Raw genomic sequence first — 17401 nt, forward strand, 5'->3', positions numbered from 1 at the left:
AGCAGCTTCCGCGGACCGCGCATCCCGTCTCGGGTGGGTCTACTTCTTGGGGATGGTGATCCAGTCGTCCCCGTTGAGCTCCCATTTGTTCGTGCCGCTCATGAGCTTGATCGGCCAGCCTGCGGTGTTGCCGTCGTGCTTCTTCGCCGTGCCGAACTCGTAGGGCGTGCCGACCATCGGGTTCGAGATCGACGTCATCTCGTGCAGCGCCTTCGTGACCGACTCCCGGGTGATGTCGCCCTTGATGCCCTCGGCCACCTGGATGAAGTACTTCGCGGCGAGGTAGCCGCCCTGCGAGAACGAGGTCAGCGGGATGTCGTTCTTCGTCATCAGGTCGCGCCAGTCCTTGTTGATGTCGCTGGACGCGTCGGTGAACGGGTAGAACTCGGCGGGCACGTAGATCCCGGCGCCGGAGTCGCTGACCGCCTTGGCGAAGTTGTCGGAGTAGACGCTGGTCAGGTACAGCCAGGTGACGTCCTTCCAGCCCTGCGCGTTGGCGGCCTTGACCTGCGCGATGGCGTCCGGCTCCACCGGGTTGATCGCGAGGGCCTTGCAACCGGCGTCCTTCGCCTTGACGATGTAGGGCGTGTAGTCGCTGGCGCCGTAGGGGACGGTGTCGTCGACGTAGAGCGGCTTCTTGCCGGTGATCTCCGTCCAGTTGTCGATGGCCTTCTGGTACGCCGGGCGGGTGCTGCCGGCGATCTCCAGGAGCACGCAGATGTTGTCGAGCTTGGCGACCTCCGAGCCCCAGTACAGGGTCAGGGTCATATCGTTGAACGGGCCGACGTTCGCAGGGGAGATGTTGGCGCTGTCGAAGCATCCCGTGTCGACGCCGACGCCCGGCATCGAGAGGATCTTCTGCTGCTCGTAGTACTTGGCGTTGATCTCGCACTCGATCAGGCTCGCGGAGCCGACCATGGCGACGGCCTCGTCGCTGCCGACCAGCTCGCGGGCGTTCGCGGACGCGGTCGCCGGGTCGCCCTTGTCGTCGAGGGCCTTGTAGTCGATCTTGTGACCGTTGATGCCGCCCTTGGCGTTCTGGTCGGCGAAGACGGCCGCGGCGGCGAGGGACGCCTCCGGGAACGTCGCGGCGCCGCTCTTGGTGTTGACGGAGCCGACGACGATGGGCGATTTGCCGTCGCCGCCGCCCCCGCCGGAACAGCCGCTCAGCACGAGTGCTGCGGATGCCGCGAGCGCCGCGGCGGCGTAGAACACGTGTTTCCTCATGCGCTTCCCTGCCTCTCGGGTAACGCCACGACCACTGCGTCGTGGCATCGGTGATCCGACGGTAGGTCCGCGACCGTCGCCGGATGTTGACTGTCGCCGCACCCTTGTTGTCCCCGCGCGCTCGCCGCGCCGCCTACGGGAGCGCGTCGGCGACGCGGGCGGTGTCGGTGAACTGCTCGAACGCCAGCACGCGGCCGTCCTCCAGCCGCCAGACGTGCGCGACCCGCGCCTCGAAGGAGCGCCCGGTGTCGCGGTTGGTGCCGCTGTAGGTGCCGAGGCCGACGATCGTGTCTCCGCCGTCGATCAGCTCGGTGATGGCGGCCGTGTAGCCGTCCCACTCCGCGGCGATGCGCTCGAACACCCCGCGGCGCACCTCGTCGGGACCGAGGTACGTGCCCGCGTACGGGAAGCCGGCCATCTCCGTCCATCGCGCGTCCGGCGCGAGCGGGGCCAGCATCCCCTCCAGGTCGCCGCGGTCGCTCGCCGCGTAGTGGTCCCGGATGATCTCGTAATTGCTCGGCATGGCGTTGCTCCTCTCAGACCGGCTGGGCATCGGGGTAGGCCACCGAACCCAGGGGATAGATGTGCCCGCCGGCGCGGGAGTGCTCGGACTCGCCCGCACCGTTCAGCCCGAGGAAGATCCCTGTCGTGCGCAGGTCGTAGCCGAGGTCGTGCAGCCAGACGCTCGCGACCGCGATGCGGAACTCCCGGAAGCAGAACAGGTACAGGCCGTTCTGGAACTTCCAGACCGTCGACAGATCCATGTCGCCGTGGCCGCGCTGCACGCCCTCCAGGCACTGCCAGGCGTAACGCTGGCTGGAGACGTACACGTGCTCGTAGAGGTGCTGCGGGCTGTAGCGGTAGATGTTGCGCTTGCCGATCAGGTCCCGGGAAGGCGCGGGGATCTCGCCGGTCGGCTCGCCGCCGTCGGTCACCGCGGCGTGGAACTCCTGCTTCACCCGCGGCTCGCCCTCGACCTCCTCCTCGTCGATGCGCGAGAAGGTGACGAGCGCACGGTGGCTGGTCGTCGAGTAGACGATCGTGACGGCCTCGCGCTCGCGGCTGGTGAGCGGCAGGTTCACGAACACGACGTCGTCGCGCACGGCGACGGCGTCGTACGGGTCGCGGACGCCGTCCACCTCCACCTCCTGCCCGTCGAAGGCGAGTCGCATGGTGGAGCCGTCGTCGAGCGTCAGCGCGAGGCGTGTGCCGTCGAGGTCGGTGTTCGGGAGGCGGTAGGTGTCGATCCCCGCGGCGAACTCGTCGTAGGTGCGCCACTCGTCGACGGCGGGGTCCGTCGCCTGGTCGGTGCTGATGTCGGTCATCTCGTTCCTTTCGTTCGGTGCTTCGGCTCAGCGCAGTGAGTAGCCGCCGTCGATGAGCAGGTCCGTTCCATGGCAGTAGCCGGCCTCGTCCGAGAGCAGGTACAGCGCTCCCGCCGCGATCTCCTCGATCGAGGCGAAGCGACCGGGCACGGTCTGCGGCAGCCACTGCGGGTGCAGCGACGTGTCGGCCTCCAGGAACGGGGTCGCCACATAGCCGGGCGAGACGGTGTTCACGCGGACGCCGCGGCCGCCCCATTCGACGGCGAGCGTGCGCGCGAGCGCCGTCACACCCGCCTTGGCCGTGTTGTACGCGACCGTGCGCTGCGGCACGTTGACGACGCGGTTGCCGGACATCGACGCGACGGCGACCATGCTGCCGGCGCCCGCCGCGAGCATCGCCGGAGCGAACGCCTGGAGGGTGAGGAACACGCCGCGCAGGTTCACCGCGATCACGGCGTCGAAGTCGGCGACGGCGAGGTCCTCGGCCGGGGTGTCCGCGCCGCGGATGCCCGCGTTGGCGACGACGTGGTCGACGCGGCCGCCGGTGAGCGCCAGCAGGTCGTGCGCCGCCCGGGCGAGAGAGGCCGCGTCCGCGACGTCGCAGCGGATGTGCTCGCCGATGCCGCCCGGCTCCAGATCCAGCCCGAAGACCAGGGCGCCCTCGGCGGCAAGCCGGGAGGCGATCCCGCGTCCGATGCCGCTGGTCGTCCCGGTGACAGCGGCCACCCTGCCCTCGAAGCGGCCGGCGCTCATGCCGCCGCCCACGGGTCGACGACGGCCTTCAGCACGTCGTCCGCGCGGCTCTCGATGAGCGCATAGGCGTCGGCGACGCCGTCCAGCCCCACGGTGTGCGTGACGAGCTCCTCGAACGGATGGTCGCCGCGCTCCAGCAGCCGGATCGCCGGCTCGAAGCCGCCGGCGGAGAGGAAGGAGGGCAGCACGTCGATCTCGCGGGTCAGCAGCTCCTCGTCGGCCAGGAAGGTCACCGGTGCGCCGGCGCCACATGCCCCGGCGAGAACCACGCGGCCGCCGCGCCGCACCAGCCGCACCGCCTGCTGCTGCGCCGCCGTCGCGCCCGCGATCTCGATCACGACGTCCGCGAGTGACCCGCCGAGCGCATCCCGCACCGCCGCCTCCGGGTCGTCGCCGCGGGCGCTGACGGTCGCGTCGGCGCCGAACCGCTCCGCGAGGCGCAGCCTGCTCTCCCGGGTGCCGGCGACCACGACGCGCCCCGCTCCCGCCGATCGGGCGGCGGCCGCCGCGAGGATGCCGACCGGCCCCGGTCCGATCACGACGACGCTCTCGCCGGGCTGCAGGCGCGCCCGGGCGAGCGCCCGGCAGGCGACCGCGAGCGGCTCGACGAGCACGGCGCGCCGCCAGGGCAGTTCGTCGGGCAGCCGGTGCACGATGGCCTCCCTCGGCACCCAGAGGTGCTGCGCATAGCCGCCCCAGAGTCCGGGCTGCACCGTGCGCGGGATGTTGACACCGAGCTGCCGGCCGCGGGCGAGGCCGGTTGCCATGTCATCCGCCTCGCAGAGGTTGTACCGGCCCTCGCGGCAGCGCGCACACGTGCCGCACGGCAGTAGCATCTCGACGGCGACGTGGTCCCCGGCACTCAGGCCGCGGCGCTCCGACGTTGCCGCGCCGATCGCCGCGACCTCGCCCACGAACTCGTGGCCGGGGACGAGCGGGAACGGGTCCCCGATGTGCCCGGCGAGCAGGTGCAGGTCGGTGGCGCAGATCCCCACGAGCGCGACGCGCAGCACCAGGTCGTCCTCGCCGGGCGACGGCAGCGCGATGGTCGCGGTCTCGATGGCGCCGCGCTCCGGAAAGACCACCTGACGGCTGGTCGAGGGGAGTGGGAGGCCGTCTGCGGCGGGCCTGTGCGTTGCGGTGGCGTACGTGTCGGTGCCCATCGCGTCTCCGTTCCGCCCGGGCGACGTCGCGCGGGCGCCTCCATCCTCAGCGCGCGCCCGGCCGCCCTCAATGGCACTGCCCGATCGCTACACGCACCGACAAGCGCCCTGCCCTCCCGCGCAAGCCGCGCGACCCTCGCCGTCGCTTCCGGAGTTCTTCACGCGACACGCCGCGCGCAGGCGGGAACAACTCCGGAAGCGATGGCTCGGGAGCGCGGGATGTGGGGGCGCGTCAGCGGCCGGCGGAGCGCAGCTCGGAGGGCGACTCGGCGTAGGCGGCCTTGAAGACGCGGCTGAAGTGGGCGGCGTCCACGAAGCCCCAGCGTGCGGCGATGGCCGCGACCGGGCGGTCGCCGTAGAGCGGGTTCAGCAGGTCGCGGCGGCAGCGCTCCAGGCGGCGCGAGCGGATCCACGACGACACGGTCGTGCCCTGCTCGCGGAACAGCCCGTGCAGGTGCCTTGTGGAGATGAAGTGAGCGGCGGCGATCTGGCCGGGGCCCAGGTCGGTGGAGGCGAGGTTCGCGTCGATGTAGGCGCGGATGCGCTGCATCAACTGGTGGTGCGGGTCGACCGGTCCCCGGGTCACATCGAGTTCGTTGGCGAACATCGTGGTCACCAGGTCGAGGGCGCTGTGCGCGAGCCGCGCGCCGGTGGGGCCGGAGAGCTGGTCGAGGTTGCCGACGAGCTGGGCGAGGAACGGCACGATGATCCCGCCGACGCCCTGCCGCCCGTTCATCCGCACCGCGGTCAGCTGCGAGACCACGTCCGGTGGCAGGTCGATGAGGTGCTTCGGGAACATCACGACCATCGTCCGGAAGTCGTCGTCGAAGACGAGCGAGTACGGCCGGTGCGTGTCGTACACGGCGAGGTCGCCCGGCTGCAGCAGCGCCTCCCTGTTGTCCTGAATGAGGATGCCGGTGCCGGAGAGCATCAGGCTCAGCTTGAAGTAGTGCCGGTCGGCGCGGGCGATCAGCTCGGGCGTGCGCTCGACGACGTGCTCCGACGCGCTCACCTCGGAGACGTGCACCTCGTCCGCCGATGCCGACCGGATGCGGCCCCAGAACGGATCGGGACGTTCGCTGGTGACGTGAAGCGGCACGAAGGACTCCGAGACCGCGGTGCGGAACTCGCTGAACGTGCGGGCGATATTGGTGGTCACGCGGTCGTTGCCGCGGACCTGCTGCTGGGGGGACATGCTGAGCACGGATGCACCTCACTCGGGACCGGGGACGACGTTGTATACGATCCGTGATACAGATCGTATCACCCGGCTCCGCCCGCCGGTGTGCGCGGTCCGACAACGGCTGTGCCCGCCTCTCCAACCTGGCCGGGAGGCCGGACCGTAGCGTCGGGGGATGACCGTCGCAGCACCGCATCCCGCCGCCGTCGCGCGGGCGACGGCTCGGGCACGGACGGCCCGGTCCGTTGTGCTGCCGCTGCTGTCGCTCGCCGCCACGGCCGACATGGTCGCGCCCGGCGGCACGCGCGTCCCGGCGCCGCTCTGGGCGGTGCTGCTGTTCGCGGCGGCCGCCGTCGTCGCCGCGCGCGGGCGTGCCCGCGGCGCGTCCCACCGCGCGGTCGAGCCCGCCGGCATGGCGCTGATGATGGTGCTGCACGCACTGCACGCCGCGTCGGCCGCAGGCAGCGCTGCCGCCTCCGCCGGCGTCGCTCCGGCCGGGCATGCCCACGGTGGCGCCGGCTGGGTCGAGTCCGCCATCGCGCTCGCAGTCGCCGTGCTCGCTGTCGCCTGCCTGTTCTGCGCCGCCGCCGACTCCCGTGCGTCCGGCCTCCGCCGCTCCCTTCTCCCGATCGTGTCCGCCGGGGCGATGGCGGCGATGACCGTGTGGATGCTGCTGGGCGTCGCGTGACCGACCCGCATCACCGCAGTGCGGCTTGACCGTGGACGCAGGCCGCTAGCCCGCTCGCGCGCGGTTGACCGGCCTCCGCCGCGCCCGCGCTCGCACCGGGTTATGGTCGCACCGGGCGCGGATGGGACGTGGCAGGCCTCCCCTGCCGATCCGATCCGCCGCCCAGCATCCGTATCCCGCTACCGAAGGAGCACGCCGATGAGCGCACCTGCGCACGACCTCCCCGCCGCACGCGACCTGCTGGGGGCGATCCCCACCGGGCTGTTCATCGGCGGCGAATGGCAGCCGGGTTCGATGGGCAGCACCTTCCCGGTCACCGATCCCGCCACCGGCGGCACTCTGGTCGAGATCGCGGACGCGTCCCCGGAGGACGGGATCCGGGCGCTGGATGCGGCGGTGGCGGCGCAGGAGGCGTGGGCGGCGACGCCGCCGCGGACGCGGGGCGAGATCCTGCGGAGGGCGTTCGATCTGCTGCAGGAGCGACGGGACGAATTCGCGCTGCTGATGACGCTGGAGATGGGCAAGCCGCTGGCCGAGGCGAGCGGCGAGGTGACCTACGGTGGGGAGTTCCTGCGCTGGTTCTCGGAGGAGGCGGTGCGCATCTCCGGCCGGTACGCGACCAGTCCGGAGGGGACGGGGCGGATGATCGTCTCGCAGCATCCGGTGGGTCCGTGCTTCCTGATCACGCCGTGGAACTTCCCACTGGCGATGGCGACCCGCAAGATCGCCCCGGCCCTCGCGGCCGGCTGCACCGTCGTCATCAAGCCCGCGGCGCTGACGCCGCTGACGACGCTCGCCTTCGCCCGGCTGCTCGAGGAGGCGGGGCTCCCGGCCGGCGTCGTCAACGTGGTCACCACCACCGGGTCCGGGAAGCTCTCGGCCGCCATCCTCAGCGACCCCCGCCTGCGCAAGCTCTCCTTCACCGGCTCGACGCCGGTCGGCCAGCGGCTCATCGAGCAGTCCGCGCAGAACGTGCTGCGGACGTCGATGGAGCTGGGCGGCAACGCTCCGTTCGTGGTGTTCGAGGATGCGGACCTGGACAAGGCCGTCGACGGCGCCCTCGCCGCGAAGTTCCGCAACATCGGCCAGGCCTGCACGGCCGCCAACCGGTTCATCGTGCACGAGGCGGTCGCGGACGAGTTCGCCCGCCGCGTCACCGAGCGGGTGAAGGGGATGCGCGTCGGCCACGGCGCGGACGAGGGGGTGGCGATCGGCCCCCTGATCGATGCCGACGCGGTCGCGAAGGCGGCCGAGCTCGTCGGCGACGCGGTCTCTCGCGGCGCCGCTGTGCTCACCGGCGGCGAGGCGATCCCCGGCGCCGGCAGCTTCTTCCAGCCGACCGTGCTCTCCGGCGTCGCGGCGGGCAGCCAGATCCTGCGCGAGGAGATCTTCGGCCCGGTGCTGGCGATCGCCACCTTCGCGGACGAGGACGAGGCGATCCGGCTGGCGAACGACACGGAGTACGGCCTGGTCTCGTACGTGTTCACGAGGGACCTGGCGCGCGGTCAGCGGATGATCGAGCGGCTGCAGACGGGGATGATGGGGCTGAACGTCGGCGTGGTGTCCAACGCCGCGGCACCGTTCGGGGGCGTGAAGCAGTCCGGCCTCGGCCGGGAGGGCGGCTTCGAGGGCATCCACGAGTACCTCAGCACGAAGTACACCCTCACGCCCGACCCGTTCGGAGCCTGAGCCACCTCACGCGGTGCGGACGATTCGTGCCGAATGTCGAGTCTCGCGCAGCCGATCTCCACATTCGGCACGCGTCCTCCGTGCTACAGGACGGTCTCGATGCCGATCCGCACCCGGTCGCCGAGGCCGACGCCCTCCGCCTTCCGCACCGATCCCTTGATCGCGAGGGTGTACGGGCCGTCGGCGCTCTCGGGGAAGACGGACGTCGACCACCGGGACCCGCCGAGTGTGACGATCACCTTCACCGCGCCGAAGCCGGCCGGCGGATGCGGCTGCAGCCGGATGTCCTCCGATACGTCGTCGGGCAGGCGCGCGAACACCCACAGGTCGCGCCGCGCCGCCCAGCGGAACAGCTCGGTCTCGAACTCATAGCGGGTTCCGGCCATGACTCCCATCCTGCACCGAACCGCAGACAGCGCGATCCACACGCGGAATACGCCCTGCCGCGCGGCACATCCCGCGCGGTATCCTCGCCGGGACACCAGGAGGTCGAGATGGCACCGCGCCCAGGATCCGTCACGTTCGTCGCCGTGCTCGCCTACGTCAACGGCGTACTGAGCATCATCGGCGGAGTCGTGATGCTCTTCACCCGGGACTCGATGGCAGGCGCCTCGAACGCAGGGACGGCGGCGGGCATCACGACCTCGGCCATCATCTCGATCATCCTCGGCATCGTGATCCTCGTCGTCGCGCGCGGCCTGCTGAACGGGAGCTCCGTCTCCCGGGGACTGGTCACCGTGGTGATGATCATCAACATCTTCAACGGCGTGCTGCTGATGTTCACGCTGCAGTTCGTCAGCGGAATCATCGACATCCTCTGGGCGTTCCTCATGCTGGCGTTGCTCTTCACCCGGCGCGCCAACGCATTCTTCGCTCGTCGGCAGACCAGCTGACGGGATCAGACAGAATGGGAGAGGCGCCGACGCCGGCGTCGCTCGTGATCGACCCGAAAGGCTGTGGCGATGCGCTGGCCGTCCTGGCTCCGACGGCGCACCGTGAAGACGGTGCGCACGCGTCCGTTCGACGAGGACGCCCTGCCGGAGCCCGCCGCGCCGACGGCGGAGCAGTCGCTTGAGGAAGGCATGCTCCTCGCGGAATACGCCACCAGGATGGCCGTCAAGAATCACATCGTGGTGGACACGATCCAGTACGGTCACGACTTCGACCCCGCCCGGCACACGGAGGAGGCCGCGGCGATGCTACGCGAGCTCGCCGCCGAGCAGGGCGAGGCTGCGGGCCGGATCGAGGAGGAGCTGGCCTCGGCGGAGGGCGTCCGCGGCGACGCCAGGCATCCGCACGACTACCGGGACGTCGACGTCGCGAACCTGCGGCTGCGGCACACGGTCGCCCTCGCCCTCGCCGACGCGCTCCGCGCCGAGGCCGAGTCGGAGGACGAGCTGCTGCGCATCGTCGAGCGCAGCAGGCAGGACGCCTGGGACGAGGTGAGCCGGGCGATCGAGGCCGGACTCGACGCGTTCTCGGGGATGGAGGCGCTCAAGGAGAACTACGAGCGCGAGAAGCCCGCGCGGCTGAAACTCCTGATCTGGCGCGACCTCGCGCGGCTGCAGGAGGAGCGGACCGGCTACTGAGCGGCGCTCACCGCTCGTCGTCGCCGCGCAGGCTCACGGCCGGCACCAGGGCGCCGACCTCGGTGCGGACCCAGCGGTCGCCCGTCTCGCGCTTCTCCGCCCGCGTGCTGAACCGGTAGAGGAACATCCGAGCGCGCACGGCCCGCGGCGCAGTCCCGTCGAAGGGATCGTCCCGCAGCAGCCGGAGCGTCGGACGGTCGGCCTGGAGCAGCCGGAGCAGGAAGACCTCGAACCACGGCGAGTCCCGCGAGCCCAGCGCGAGGAACCACATCAGCCAGTCGAGCCGCAGATGGTACGGCGCGAACTGGCGGGGGAGGCGCCGGACCTCGCCCGGCTTCCCCTTGAAGCCGTACTCCCTCCACTCCGCCTCGGGGTCGTGCGGGTCGTCCGCCGTCCCCTCGACGACCACCTCGTAGCGCTGCTTCGTCACGCTGCCGAACGCCCCGTAGGCGTTCACCAGGTGCCAGCGGTTGAAGCTCGCGTTCATCAGCTGGTGTCGCGAGAACAGGTTTCTCAACGGCCACCAGCTGAGCACGATGAGCAGCGCGCTGGCCGCGAGAGCGACGACGGCGAACCAGAGCGGGACGCCGGACGCGCCGATCCCGCCGTGCACGGCTCCTCCGGTGGCCCACGCCCACACCGGGTCGCTGACGGCCGAGAACGCGAGCACGACCGTGATCCAGTTCAGCCAGGCGAAGTTGCCGGTCGCGATCAGCCAGAACTGGGTGAGGATGACGACGGCTGCTGCCGCGCTCGCCACCGGCTGCGGCAGGAACAGCAGCCAGGGCGCCACGAGCTGCGCGAAGTGGTTGCCCAGAACCTCCACCCTGTGCCACCAGCGCGGCAGCAGGTGGGCGGTGCGGCTGAGCGGGTTCGGCATCGGCTGGGTCTCGTGGTGGTAGTACAGCGCGGTCAGGTCGCGCCACGACCGGTCGCCGCGCATCTTGATCATCCCCGCCCCGAACTCCAGCCGGAACATCAGCCAGCGCACCAGCAGGATGATCGTGATCGGCGGCGCCGTGTCCCAGGAGCCGAGGAACGCGACGGTGAACCCGGCCTCGCACAGCAGGCTCTCCCAGCCGAAGCCGTAGAACGTCTGCCCGATGTGCACGATCGAGAGGTAGAGGAACCAGACGATCAGGACGACTGGCACCAGCAGCCACGACGGCGCGAGCTGCACGACGCCGGCCACGATCAGCGCGGACAGCGCGGCGCCCGTCCACGCGACCGCCAGCAGCATCCCGTCGCTGTAGCGCCACCGGAACAGGGTCGGCTGGCTGCGGGCGTACGCGTGCCGCAGGAACCGCGGGGCCGGCAGCAGGCCGTGCTCACCGAGCAGGGCGGGGAACTGGTTCACCGCCGAGACGAACGCGATCAGGTAGAGCGCCGCCACACCGCGCTGCAGGATCTCCCGAGCGATGGTGTAATCGGTTCCCGCCAGCCACCCGAACACGTCCACGCACCCTCACCTCGCAAACGCGTTCACCGTACGCCGGGCGTACCGCGAAAGCGAGCGCTAGGCGGCGCGCTCGTCCGGGACGACGCGCTGGGCGTCCAGCCGGATCGCCCGGTGGTCGGATGCTCCGGCCGGCAGCACATCCACGTGCTGGACCTCGAAGCCGGTGGAGGTGACGAAGTCGAAGTAGCCGGTGAAGTACTTGTACCGCAGGTAGGTCGGCTCGTCCGTCCGGTTCAGCGTGTATCCGGCCGTCGTCAGCCGGCGCTCGAGGCCGCTGATGAACCACGGGTAGTTGAAGTCGCCGACCATGATCGCCGGGGTGTCGGGTGCGAGCGAGCGCATCCCGTCGTGGGCGGCGGCGATCTGCTTGCGGCGCAGCGAGTTGGATGCGGTGAGCGGCGCGGCGTGGAACGATCCGACCAGCACCCGCTCGCCGTTGTCGCGGTCGCGCAGCAGCGCCGCGAGCAGCCGCTCGTTCGCCGGCGCGAGCACCCGGTCGTGCAGGGACTTGTTGACCGCGAACACCTGGGTGTCGAGCACTTCGTAGCGCTCGTCTCGCACGTACATGGCGAGACCGAGGCGGTTCGCTCGGGTGGCGTCGGCGAGCCGGAGGTGGTGCAGCTCGTGCGGGAGAGCCTCGCTGTCGCACTCCTGGAGGCAGAGGGCGTCAACGTCGTAGGTCTGGGCGATGTCGGCGAGCTCGTGACCGGCCGCGTGTTTGCGGAGGTTGTAGCTGACGATCCGCACCGTTGATCCACCTCGTTTCGTGCCGCGCCCCGGGCAGGCGCATGCATCGCCATTCTGTCCCACGCGGGCGAGGGGGCAAGCCGAGGCGCGACGAACCACACGGAATTCACACCCTGGTCACGGGGAGTTCGGACGGTACGGTGGACCCATGGCAGGCGATGCGGTTGTCCTCACCGTCCCGGGTCCGCACGGGGATCGCGAGATCCGGATCTCGAGTCCGGGCCGGATCCTCTGGCCGGAGCTCGGCATCACGAAACTCGACCTCGCGAACTACATCGTGGAGGTGGGCGACGCGTTCGTCCGCGCGAACGGCGACCGCCCGGTCTCGCTGCAGCGCTTCCCGGAGGGGATCGACGGCGAGCAGTTCTTCTCGAAGAACCCGCCGCGCGGTGCGCCGGACTTCATCCGGGCCGTCCCTGTCGTCTACCCGAGTGCGCGCTCCCATCCGCAGCTGGTGATCGACGAGCCGGCGGCCGCGGTCTGGGCGGTCCAGATGAACACGATCGTGTTCCATCCCTGGCCCTCGCGGGCGGAGGACTCCGACAACCCCGACCAGCTGCGGATCGACCTCGACCCGCAGCCCGGCACCGGCTTCGCCGACGCCGTTCCCGCCGCGATCGAACTGCGCCGGGTACTGGGGGAGGCGGGCCTCGACGCCTTCATCAAGACTTCGGGCAACCGCGGGCTTCACGTCTTCGCGCCGATCGAGCCGGCGCACGAGTTCTTGGAGGTGCGGCACGCGGTCATCGCGGCCGCGCGCGAGCTCGAGCGGAGGATGCCGGAGAAGGTCACGACGGCGTGGTGGAAGGAGGAGCGCGGCGAGAGGATCTTCGTCGACTTCAACCAGGCCAACCGCGACAGGACGATGGCGGGCGCATACAGCCCGCGGGCGCTCGCACACGCCCCGGTGGCGACGCCCGTGACCTGGGATGAGCTGGAGTCGGTGGACCCGAGGGACTTCACCATCCTCACCGTGCCGGACCGGCTGCGGTCGGTCGGCGACCCGTGGGAGTCGTTCGGGGAGAAGCCCGGCCGCATCGACACCCTGCTCGAGTGGTGGCAGCGCGACACCGAGAACGGCCTCGGTGAGCTGCCGTTCCCTCCCGACTACCCGAAGATGCCGGGGGAGCCGCCGCGCGTGCAGCCGAGCCGGGCCAAGAAGGTGTAGCGACCGGGATCAGGTGAGGACGTCGCCGAGGTCGTAGGCGACGGGCCGGTCGAGCTGCTCGTAGGTGCACGAGCGCGGGTCCCGGTCCGGGCGCCAGCGCTCGAACTGCGCCGTGTGGCGGAACCGCATCCCCTCCATCTGGTCGTAGCGCACCTCGAGCACGCGCTCGGGGCGCAGCCGGATGAACGACACGTCCTTGCTGGCGGAGAACCGGCTGCGGTCGGTCTCGCCCTTCACGGTGGCCCCGGTCTCGTCGCGCTCGACGAGCGGGTCGAGCTCATCGACGAGCGCGAGGCGCGTGGCGTCGCTGAACGCGGAGACCCCGCCGACGTTGCGCAGGTCACCGTCGTCGCCGTAAAGACCGACCAGCAGCGAGCCGACGCCGCGGCCGCTGGCGTGGATGCGGTAGCCGAGCACGACGACATCGGCCGTGCGGTGGTGCTTGATCTTCAGCATCGTGCGTTTGTTCGGCGCGTACGCGCCGGCGAGCGGCTTGGCGACGACGCCGTCGAGCCCCGCGCCCTCGAACTCGATCAGCCACTGCCTGGCCAGCTCGTCGTCGGTCGTGGTGCGGGTCAGCTGCACGGGTGCGGGCAGGTCGCCCGCGAACCCCTCGAGCGCCGCCCGGCGCTCGGCGAACGGCTTCTCGAGGTAGGACTCGTCGCCGATGGCGAGCAGGTCGAACGCGACGAAAGTGGCCGGGGTCTGCTCGGCGAGCAGCTTCACCCGGCTCGCGGCGGGGTGGATGCGCTGGGAGAGCGCCTCCCAGTCCAGCCGCTGCTTGCCCGGTTCGCCGGTCGGCACCACGATCTCGCCGTCGAGGACGCACGGGCCGGGCAGCACGCGGCGGAACGCCTCCACCAGCTCCGGGAAGTAGCGGGTGAGCATCTTGGAGCCGCGGCTGCCGATCTCGACGTCGCCGACCGTCCCGTCGCCGGCGTCGGCGGCGTAGACGATGGCGCGGAAGCCGTCCCACTTCGGTTCGTAACTGAGGCCGCCTGCGACGCTGTCCTGGTCGGGCACGGCGGGGACGGCCTTGGCGAGCATCGGGGCGACGGGGGACTCCGCTGACGGGCGCATGGTTCGATCATGCCGCGAGCGGAGGGGGAGGGGAAGGGAGACGAGGCTGGACGTCCGCCGCGAGCTCGCTCGGAAGGATCAGAGTTAGGTAAGGCTCGCCTATACTCGAAAGCGCCATGTACCGTCCCGACCACGCCACGCACACCGCGTCCACCGCGCACCACGACGACCGCGTGCAGTTCCTCGTCGTCGCCGACGAGACGTCGCTCGCTGAGCTGGAGGCGGAACTCGCGCTGCTCCCGCTGTGCGCCCGCGGCCGCGTGTTCGTCGAGGTGGAGGACGAGGGTGACGTCGCGCCGATCGCCGCCCCGATCCGGATGACGGTGACCTGGCTTCCGCGCTCCCGCCGGTCCGGCCGCCCCGGCACCGCCGGGCGCTGCGGGCGCGGGGAGGCGGCGCTGCGTGCCGTGCGCGCCTGGACGACCGAGATGCTGTGCGACGGCCCGGGCCGGACGCGAGCCATCGTGCTCGGCTCGTGGCCGGTCGTCACCGAGATCCGCGAGCACCTCGCCGAGGTCGTCGGGATGACGCCGGAGTCGATCGTCGAGCCCGCTCGGGGCTGAACCGCAGGCTACGCGGGCACACCCACCCGTTCAGCAGTGAGGGCCCAGAGGTCGCGCCCGAGCTGCGCGTCGCGGGCCTGCGCGGCCATCGCGCCGTTCGCGCGGAACCGGTCGAAGTAGGTGCCGCTCGGCGCGCCCACCGGCACCGGCCCTGCGAGATGGAGCAGCGGAGCCGCGCCCTTCTCCGGGCCGACCCCGTACCGTCCTCCGGTGACGGCGTTTCCGAAGCGGATGAGCGGTGACGTCGCGCCGAAGCTCGTGACCACCGTCCCCGGATGGAACGAGTAGGCGGTCACCCCCGTCCCGGTGAGGCGTTCGCCCAGCTCGGCGGCGAACAGGATGGTCGCGAGCTTCGCCGTGCCGTATGCCTGCCAGCCGCCCCGCCACGGGCGTCGCTCCCAGTCGAGGTCGTCCAGCCGCAGCTTGCCGAACCGGTTGGCGAGGCTCGCGGTGGACACGACGCGGACGTCCCTGCCCCGGGCGGCGGTCTCCTCGAGCCGGGGCCGCAGAAGGTGGGTGAGCAGGAACGGGGCGAGGTGGTTGGTCTGGATGGTGCGCTCGTGACCGTCGGCGGTGAGCTCACGCCGGCTGTAGAGTCCGCCGGCGTTGTTCGCCAGAACGTCGATGGTCTCGTAACGCTCCAACAGGGCGGCCGCGAGCGCGCGGACGTCGTCCAGGCGCTCGAAGTCGGCGAGGAAGGGTGTCGCCCCAGCGCGCTCCGCGACCGCGCGGGTGCGCTCCGGGTTGCGGCCGACGACCGCCACCTCGTCCCCGCTCTCGGCCAGTCGCGCGGCCGCCACCGCGCCGATGCCGGAGCTCGCGCCGGTGACGACGACCGTGCGCCGCCCTGTGCCCGTCTCACTCACAGGTAGCCGCCCTTCTCGAGTCCCGCCTCGATCTCGAACCGGTTGCGCAGCGGGTCGCGACCGGACAGCAGGTAGAGGAACGGCAGCAGCATCCCGTAGCGCTGCCAATGCCGCTTGTGCACCACCTCGTGCTCCAGCACGGCGTCCGACACGTTCCGGTCGGTGAGGTAGCACGCTCCGACGCACGACCCGCCGCGTCCGAAGGTGCGCTTGGGCATCCCACGGAACACGAACAGGCCATCGCGACGCTCCACCCGACCGGTGCTCCACACGAAGCCCCAGACCAGGCCGACGATGGTCGCGTAGAGGTATCCGAGCCGGCTGAGCGGGGAGTCGACGAAGACCCCGGTGAGCAGACGCACCGTCACTCCTCCGGGCGTCCGTACGCCTCGAGCAGGCGCAGCCAGACCTCGCTGATGGTGGGGTAGGAGGGAACCGCGTGCCAGAGCCGGTTCAGCGGAACCTCGCCGACGACGGCGATGGTCGCCGAGTGCAGCAGCTCCCCGACGTCCTGGCCGACGAACGTGGCGCCGATGACGACGCCGCGGTCCTCGTCGACGACCATCCTGGCGTGGCCCTCGTAGTCGTCGGCGACCACGTAGGCTCCGGCGACGCTGCCGATCGGGTAGTCGACGACGCGGATGCGGTGACCGGCCTTCTCCGCGGCCGCCGCCGTGAGCCCGACGGACGCGACCTCGGGGTCGGTGAAGGTGACCTGCGGAACCGCGCGGTGGTCGGCCGTCGCCACGAACGCGCCCCACGGCGCGAGCGAGACGTCGCGCCCCTTCGCGCGGGCGGCGATCGCGTCACCGGCCGCGCGCGCCTGGTACTTGCCCTGGTGGGTGAGCAGCGCGCGGTGGTTCACGTCGCCGACGCCGTAGAGCCAGCCGCCGTCGACGGGCTCCCCGTCGGCGCCGAGCACGCGCATGCTGTCGTCGACCTGCAGCCAGGCGCCCTCTTCGAGGCCGAAGGCGTCGAGGCCGATGCCGGCCGTGCGCGGCACCCGGCCGGTCGCGACCAGCAGCTCGTCCGTCTCCACCGTCGTGCCGTCGGAGAGGGTCGTGCGGTAACGCCCGCCGTCGACCCGCTCGACCGCGATCGTCGACACGTCGAGGTGCAGTGTCGCGCCGAGCTCCCGCAGCGACGCCGCCACCATCTCGCCGGCGAACGGCTCGTCGGAGCCGAGGAGGCCGCTGCGGGCGATGAGGTGCACCTCTGTGCCGAACCCGGCGTAGGCCGTCGCCATCTCGGTGCCGACCGTGCCGCCGCCCAGCACGGCCAGGGACACGGGGACCCGCTTCGCGCTTGTCGCGTCGCGGCTCGTCCACGGCTCGCTCTCGCGCAGCCCCGGGATGTCCGGCAGCAGCGACGCGGAACCGGTGCTGACCGCGACGGCGTGCTTCGCCGTGAGCACGGTGACCGTGCCGTCCTCGGCGGTGACGGTGACCTCGCGCGGCGCGGTGATGACGCCGAATCCGCGGACGAGGTCGATGCCGGCCCCCTCCAGCCACTTCACCTGGCCGTCGTCCTTCCAGTCGCTCGTCATGTAGTCGCGGCGCCGGAGCACCGCCTCCACGTCGAGGGGACCGGTGACCGCCTCGCGGGCACCGCCCACGCGCTCGGCCGCACGCAGGACGGCGGCGGAGCGCAGCAGTGCCTTGGACGGCATGCACGCCCAGTACGAGCACTCTCCGCCGACCAGCTCCGATTCGACGATCACGGTGCGCAGGCCCCCCTGCGCCGCACGATCGGCCACGTTCTCGCCCACGGCGCCGGCGCCGATCACGATGACGTCGTACTCGGTGGATGTGGTCATGCTTCCTCCTGGTGGTGCTTCGGGCTCGATGGTTCGGTGCAGTGCGGACGGTCGAGGGATGCCGCGACGATCGCGGTGAGGCGGCGCG

The 17401-nt window shown here is 71.3% G+C and carries 19 protein-coding genes; 6 read left to right on the top strand and 13 right to left on the bottom strand.

Features of this window, described 5'->3' with window-relative positions; genetic code table 11:
- Positions 1–39: 39 nt before the first annotated feature.
- The 6 genes from AAME72_RS13550 to AAME72_RS13575 form a co-directional block, all read right to left on the bottom strand.
- Positions 40–1227, bottom strand: coding sequence for an ABC transporter substrate-binding protein (locus tag AAME72_RS13550; RefSeq protein WP_348787081.1), 1188 nt, complete (start codon positions 1225–1227; stop codon positions 40–42).
- Between the two features lie 133 nt (positions 1228–1360).
- Positions 1361–1750 carry a nuclear transport factor 2 family protein gene (locus AAME72_RS13555; RefSeq protein WP_348787082.1) on the bottom strand — a complete coding sequence of 130 codons (390 nt, stop codon included), beginning with the start codon at positions 1748–1750 and terminating at the stop codon, positions 1361–1363.
- Between the two features lie 13 nt (positions 1751–1763).
- Positions 1764–2552 carry a MoaF C-terminal domain-containing protein gene (locus AAME72_RS13560; RefSeq protein WP_348787083.1) on the bottom strand — a complete coding sequence of 263 codons (789 nt, stop codon included), beginning with the start codon at positions 2550–2552 and terminating at the stop codon, positions 1764–1766.
- Between the two features lie 27 nt (positions 2553–2579).
- Positions 2580–3305, bottom strand: a complete 726-nt coding sequence (locus tag AAME72_RS13565) for an SDR family oxidoreductase (RefSeq protein ID WP_348787084.1) — start codon at positions 3303–3305, stop codon at positions 2580–2582.
- Complete coding sequence (locus tag AAME72_RS13570) at positions 3302–4468, bottom strand: alcohol dehydrogenase catalytic domain-containing protein (RefSeq protein WP_348787085.1); 1167 nt, start codon at positions 4466–4468, stop codon at positions 3302–3304. Before AAME72_RS13570 ends, AAME72_RS13565 begins: the two co-directional genes overlap by 4 nt.
- 232 nt (positions 4469–4700) lie before the next feature.
- Positions 4701–5663 carry a helix-turn-helix domain-containing protein gene (locus tag AAME72_RS13575; RefSeq protein ID WP_348790135.1) on the bottom strand — a complete coding sequence of 321 codons (963 nt, stop codon included), beginning with the start codon at positions 5661–5663 and terminating at the stop codon, positions 4701–4703.
- A 160-nt stretch (positions 5664–5823) separates the two neighbouring features.
- Between AAME72_RS13575 and AAME72_RS13580 the strand changes: the two genes are divergently transcribed.
- Together AAME72_RS13580 and AAME72_RS13585 are read left to right on the top strand one after the other, a co-directional pair.
- A complete protein-coding gene (locus AAME72_RS13580) occupies positions 5824–6336 on the top strand; it encodes a hypothetical protein (RefSeq protein ID WP_348787086.1) in 513 nt (170 codons plus the stop codon).
- A 198-nt stretch (positions 6337–6534) separates the two neighbouring features.
- Positions 6535–8025 (top strand): NAD-dependent succinate-semialdehyde dehydrogenase, encoded by a 1491-nt coding sequence (locus AAME72_RS13585; RefSeq protein WP_348787087.1) that lies wholly within the window; start codon positions 6535–6537, stop codon positions 8023–8025.
- A gap of 83 nt (positions 8026–8108) precedes the next feature.
- Here AAME72_RS13585 and AAME72_RS13590 read toward each other — a convergent pair whose 3' ends face one another.
- Positions 8109–8411, bottom strand: a complete 303-nt coding sequence (locus tag AAME72_RS13590) for a DUF1905 domain-containing protein (RefSeq protein ID WP_348787088.1) — start codon at positions 8409–8411, stop codon at positions 8109–8111.
- A 108-nt stretch (positions 8412–8519) separates the two neighbouring features.
- Here AAME72_RS13590 and AAME72_RS13595 point away from each other — a divergent pair, with 108 nt between their 5' ends.
- Both AAME72_RS13595 and AAME72_RS13600 read left to right on the top strand, forming a co-directional pair.
- A complete protein-coding gene (locus tag AAME72_RS13595; RefSeq protein ID WP_348787089.1) occupies positions 8520–8918 on the top strand; it encodes a hypothetical protein in 399 nt (132 codons plus the stop codon).
- Between the two features lie 69 nt (positions 8919–8987).
- Positions 8988–9614, top strand: a complete 627-nt coding sequence (locus AAME72_RS13600; RefSeq protein ID WP_348787090.1) for a hypothetical protein — start codon at positions 8988–8990, stop codon at positions 9612–9614.
- A gap of 7 nt (positions 9615–9621) precedes the next feature.
- On the opposite strand, the gene AAME72_RS13605 is transcribed toward AAME72_RS13600, so the two are convergent.
- A complete protein-coding gene (locus tag AAME72_RS13605; protein WP_348787091.1) occupies positions 9622–11073 on the bottom strand; it encodes a lipase maturation factor family protein in 1452 nt (483 codons plus the stop codon).
- 57 nt (positions 11074–11130) lie between these two features.
- A complete protein-coding gene (locus tag AAME72_RS13610) occupies positions 11131–11820 on the bottom strand; it encodes an endonuclease/exonuclease/phosphatase family protein (RefSeq protein WP_348787092.1) in 690 nt (229 codons plus the stop codon).
- A 148-nt stretch (positions 11821–11968) separates the two neighbouring features.
- On the opposite strand from AAME72_RS13610, the gene ligD reads away from it, so the two are divergent.
- On the top strand, positions 11969–12988 hold the full coding sequence (ligD, locus tag AAME72_RS13615) for a non-homologous end-joining DNA ligase (RefSeq protein WP_348787093.1): 1020 nt from the start codon (positions 11969–11971) through the stop codon (positions 12986–12988).
- Between the two features lie 9 nt (positions 12989–12997).
- On the opposite strand, the gene AAME72_RS13620 is transcribed toward ligD, so the two are convergent.
- On the bottom strand, positions 12998–14068 hold the full coding sequence (locus AAME72_RS13620; RefSeq protein ID WP_348787094.1) for an ATP-dependent DNA ligase: 1071 nt from the start codon (positions 14066–14068) through the stop codon (positions 12998–13000).
- 116 nt (positions 14069–14184) lie between these two features.
- Here AAME72_RS13620 and AAME72_RS13625 point away from each other — a divergent pair, with 116 nt between their 5' ends.
- Entirely contained in the window at positions 14185–14631 is a 447-nt protein-coding gene (locus AAME72_RS13625) for an SIP domain-containing protein (RefSeq protein WP_348787095.1), read from the top strand.
- 8 nt (positions 14632–14639) lie between these two features.
- Here the strand turns inward: AAME72_RS13625 and AAME72_RS13630 are convergent, their stop codons facing one another.
- Genes AAME72_RS13630 through AAME72_RS13640 form a run of 3 tightly spaced genes read right to left on the bottom strand, consistent with a single transcriptional unit; the run spans position 14640 to position 17313 of the window.
- Entirely contained in the window at positions 14640–15497 is an 858-nt protein-coding gene (locus tag AAME72_RS13630) for an SDR family NAD(P)-dependent oxidoreductase (protein ID WP_348787096.1), read from the bottom strand.
- Complete coding sequence (locus tag AAME72_RS13635; protein ID WP_348787097.1) at positions 15494–15859, bottom strand: Fe-S oxidoreductase; 366 nt, start codon at positions 15857–15859, stop codon at positions 15494–15496. Before AAME72_RS13635 ends, AAME72_RS13630 begins: the two co-directional genes overlap by 4 nt.
- A 2-nt stretch (positions 15860–15861) precedes the next feature.
- Positions 15862–17313 carry an NAD(P)/FAD-dependent oxidoreductase gene (locus tag AAME72_RS13640; protein WP_348787098.1) on the bottom strand — a complete coding sequence of 484 codons (1452 nt, stop codon included), beginning with the start codon at positions 17311–17313 and terminating at the stop codon, positions 15862–15864.
- Between the last annotated feature and the right edge of the window lie 88 nt (positions 17314–17401).

Source organism: Leifsonia sp. NPDC080035 (assembly GCF_040050925.1).
GTDB lineage: Bacteria > Actinomycetota > Actinomycetes > Actinomycetales > Microbacteriaceae > Leifsonia.

Bases quoted from the DNA above. Each gene is read 5' to 3' on its own strand.
- AAME72_RS13640 (WP_348787098.1), bottom strand. From the start codon at position 17,313: ATGACCACATCCACCGAGTACGACGTCATCGTGATCGGCGCCGGCGCC.
- AAME72_RS13555 (WP_348787082.1), bottom strand. From the start codon at position 1,750: ATGCCGAGCAATTACGAGATCATCCGGGACCACTACGCGGCGAGCGAC.
- AAME72_RS13590 (WP_348787088.1), bottom strand. From the start codon at position 8,411: ATGGCCGGAACCCGCTATGAGTTCGAGACCGAGCTGTTCCGCTGGGCG.
- AAME72_RS13585 (WP_348787087.1), top strand. From the start codon at position 6,535: ATGAGCGCACCTGCGCACGACCTCCCCGCCGCACGCGACCTGCTGGGG.
- ligD (WP_348787093.1), top strand. From the start codon at position 11,969: ATGGCAGGCGATGCGGTTGTCCTCACCGTCCCGGGTCCGCACGGGGAT.
- AAME72_RS13560 (WP_348787083.1), bottom strand. From the start codon at position 2,552: ATGACCGACATCAGCACCGACCAGGCGACGGACCCCGCCGTCGACGAG.
- AAME72_RS13580 (WP_348787086.1), top strand. From the start codon at position 5,824: ATGACCGTCGCAGCACCGCATCCCGCCGCCGTCGCGCGGGCGACGGCT.
- AAME72_RS13575 (WP_348790135.1), bottom strand. From the start codon at position 5,663: ATGTCCCCCCAGCAGCAGGTCCGCGGCAACGACCGCGTGACCACCAAT.
- AAME72_RS13620 (WP_348787094.1), bottom strand. From the start codon at position 14,068: ATGCGCCCGTCAGCGGAGTCCCCCGTCGCCCCGATGCTCGCCAAGGCC.
- AAME72_RS13565 (WP_348787084.1), bottom strand. From the start codon at position 3,305: ATGAGCGCCGGCCGCTTCGAGGGCAGGGTGGCCGCTGTCACCGGGACG.
- AAME72_RS13550 (WP_348787081.1), bottom strand. From the start codon at position 1,227: ATGAGGAAACACGTGTTCTACGCCGCCGCGGCGCTCGCGGCATCCGCA.
- AAME72_RS13595 (WP_348787089.1), top strand. From the start codon at position 8,520: ATGGCACCGCGCCCAGGATCCGTCACGTTCGTCGCCGTGCTCGCCTAC.
- AAME72_RS13625 (WP_348787095.1), top strand. From the start codon at position 14,185: ATGTACCGTCCCGACCACGCCACGCACACCGCGTCCACCGCGCACCAC.
- AAME72_RS13600 (WP_348787090.1), top strand. From the start codon at position 8,988: ATGCGCTGGCCGTCCTGGCTCCGACGGCGCACCGTGAAGACGGTGCGC.
- AAME72_RS13570 (WP_348787085.1), bottom strand. From the start codon at position 4,468: ATGGGCACCGACACGTACGCCACCGCAACGCACAGGCCCGCCGCAGAC.